This is a genomic window from Rhizobium sp. A22-96 (genome assembly GCF_053521805.1).
This window is the reverse complement of record NZ_JBNWDQ010000017.1, coordinates 1-2,377: the sequence shown is the minus strand read 5'-3', so window position 1 is coordinate 2,377 and position 2,377 is coordinate 1. Positions and strand designations below refer to the sequence as shown.

The following is a 2,377-nucleotide window of genomic DNA, read 5'->3' as shown; positions in this document are numbered from 1 at the left end:
GAGCAGCGAGAGAGATGGCCCTGTAAGGTTCTCATAATGTTGGACCTTCAATCGGATGCAACTTTTCATGAAGGAGTTGTGAAAATGCATTCGATCGCATTGGCGAGAGTACGCGTTAGGCCATCAGCCGCAAGGCACAGGTCTGTTCTGGCGGCGATGTCAATCTTGATAATCACAAGCGGTTGCAGCTCAGTTCCGCTAAAGGAAGGGGGTATGCTTACCTCCTACAGCAAGCTTGGCGCTCCTAAAGGCAAGTTTTCGAAATCCAGGATTTATCTGGACAGCGTGAAATTGAAGGAGATCAAGACAGTCGCCATCTGGCCGACGACCATGACGTTTTCGGCCGGAAGCAGGATTCAAAATTCAGGCGACAGGCTGTTGGTCTCAAACGCTATAGATCGTGCCATCTGTTTCACCATGAGCGAAAAGTATAAGATTGTCCCCGTCGGCGCATCTCCCGATCTGACAATAAAATCGGTCATTACCGATATCGTGCCGACCCAGCCGACGGTCGCCGGTGCAGCCAAAGCGATCTCGATTGGCAGTTCAATTGCGTTGCCTGTTCAGATCCCACGTCTTCCCTTTGGGCTTGGTGGATTGGCGGTCGAAGCCGAGGCGCTCGACGACACCGGCGTTCAGCGCGCCGCGATCGTGTGGTCTCGCGGCGCGAATTCCTTCTCCAACGAGGCGCGCGTGTCAAAGGTAGGAGACGCATACGATCTGGCGGCATCATTTGGAACCGAGTTTTCCAGGATGGTCATCGCCGGCAAAGAACCTGGCACCCTCAATATTCACCTACCTTCCATCTACGAAATTCGCACCGGCCTTGGTGGGAGACCCGGATCGCCGCTCTGTGAAAATTATGGGCGTTCTCCCGGCCTATTGGGCGCAGTCGGCGCGTCCTTCGGGGCGCCGCCCTCCTGGACGGACAAGGGCTCTCCCATAAGCAATTCCCCAGGCGTTGCGTCTTCCTCGGTCTCGGGCGTTGTGAGGTCGAACTGACAGCCGCGGGCATAACGACGGCTGTAACCGTCAGATTACCGTAAGGTTCGCGTCGCATCCAAAACTGAGACGTTGAACTGAATGTAGATTATTGAGGTATCATCATGCGTTATTGGCTTACCCTGGCTCTTACCGTGGGACTTGGTCTCTGGCTCGCAAGCTGCCAGTCTTCCGTGGATGGCGATCGCTGCGCCGGATATGGTTTTGAACGGGACACGACAGCCTTCGCCGTTTGCAAACAGCGGATTGACCTTGCACGCGAGCATCGAATGGAGAGATCCATTGAAGCGCCGAACTATGACTATTAACGAATGATCCGTTCGATAGCGGGCTCAAGCTGCCTCCTCGTGACGGATCGACGGTAACTTTGCTCAGGAGTGACTGTCGATGTCCGCAAAACTGCTACAAGGCAGCCTGTCGCCAAATGCGCCCAGGCTCTAGTTAAGGCAAAAAATGCACATCCTAATCGTTGAAGATGATCTTGAGTTGGCGTCGTCTCTCAAAGTCATGATGGAGACCTCCATTGGGGTGACAGATACATTCACGACGATTGCCGAGGCGGAGGCCGCACTACTCGCCTTTAAGTTTGACCTGGTGATCATAGACCGCCACCTTCCCGATGGTGATGGCGTTTCCCTCTTGCCCATCTTGCGTCAGTTGCGTCCGCGGCCTGCGACGCTGATCCTTACGGCCCTGGATGATCCGTTTGATATTGTCGCGGCATTGGACAAGGGCGCTGACGAATATATCGGCAAGCCTTTCGAACCGATGGAGCTCGTCGCGCGAGCAAGGGCTGTTCTGCGTCGCTACAACCTGGACGAAACGGGATGTGCGCAGTTTGGAAATCTGGTCTTCGATCTCAATCATCGATCGGCGATGATCGGCGAAGCCGTCTTGAACATTCCCAGACGTGAACTGGGCATTCTCGAAGCCTTGATAAGGAGGGCTGGGCGCGTAGTCCAGCGCGATACGCTGGAGGCCTCCACATACAGCCTCGATGATGAAATAGAATCGAACGTAATAGAATCTCACGTCTCCCGCCTGCGTCGCCGATTGCGCGAGGCCAATTGTGACGTGAACATTCGCACCATCCGCGGGATCGGCTACATGCTGGTGCAAGAATGAAGTGGCCATCTCGCTCGATTGCATTTCCGGTTGCCAGTCTGCTGGTCGTCGGCATGTTTGTCGTCATGGTGTTGAGCACGGTTCTGACACTGGGTGTCTTTTTGAGCACGAATACTCAGTCCGGCCAACGCGTTAGCGCGGACGCGTTCAGCAAGCTCATTCGATCCAGTATGGACCATGACGGCAACGGACGGCTGCGTCTGGACCCAAAAGGGATCTCAGCGACGATTATGGGTTTTGCCGAGGCCGA

General features: G+C 55.0%; 3 protein-coding genes. All 3 read left to right on the top strand.

Annotation, left to right across the window (positions count from 1 at the left end):
* The first annotated feature begins 84 nt into the window (after window positions 1-84).
* On the top strand, window positions 85-1,002 hold the full coding sequence (locus ACQZ6F_RS33395) for a DUF3313 domain-containing protein (RefSeq protein WP_449096315.1): 918 nt from the start codon (window positions 85-87) through the stop codon (window positions 1,000-1,002).
* A gap of 453 nt (window positions 1,003-1,455) precedes the next feature.
* Window positions 1,456-2,127 (top strand): response regulator, encoded by a 672-nt coding sequence (locus tag ACQZ6F_RS33390; protein ID WP_449096313.1) that lies wholly within the window; start codon window positions 1,456-1,458, stop codon window positions 2,125-2,127.
* Window positions 2,124-2,377, top strand: a 254-nt coding sequence (locus tag ACQZ6F_RS33385) for a hypothetical protein (RefSeq protein WP_449096314.1), incomplete at its 3' end; no start/stop codon positions are given. The genes ACQZ6F_RS33390 and ACQZ6F_RS33385, both read left to right, overlap by 4 nt.

What these genes read in the sequence shown, in the direction of transcription:
- ACQZ6F_RS33390 (WP_449096313.1), top strand. Translation starts at nt 1,456, where the DNA reads ATGCACATCCTAATCGTTGAAGATGATCTTGAGTTGGCGTCGTCTCTC.
- ACQZ6F_RS33395 (WP_449096315.1), top strand. Translation starts at nt 85, where the DNA reads ATGCATTCGATCGCATTGGCGAGAGTACGCGTTAGGCCATCAGCCGCA.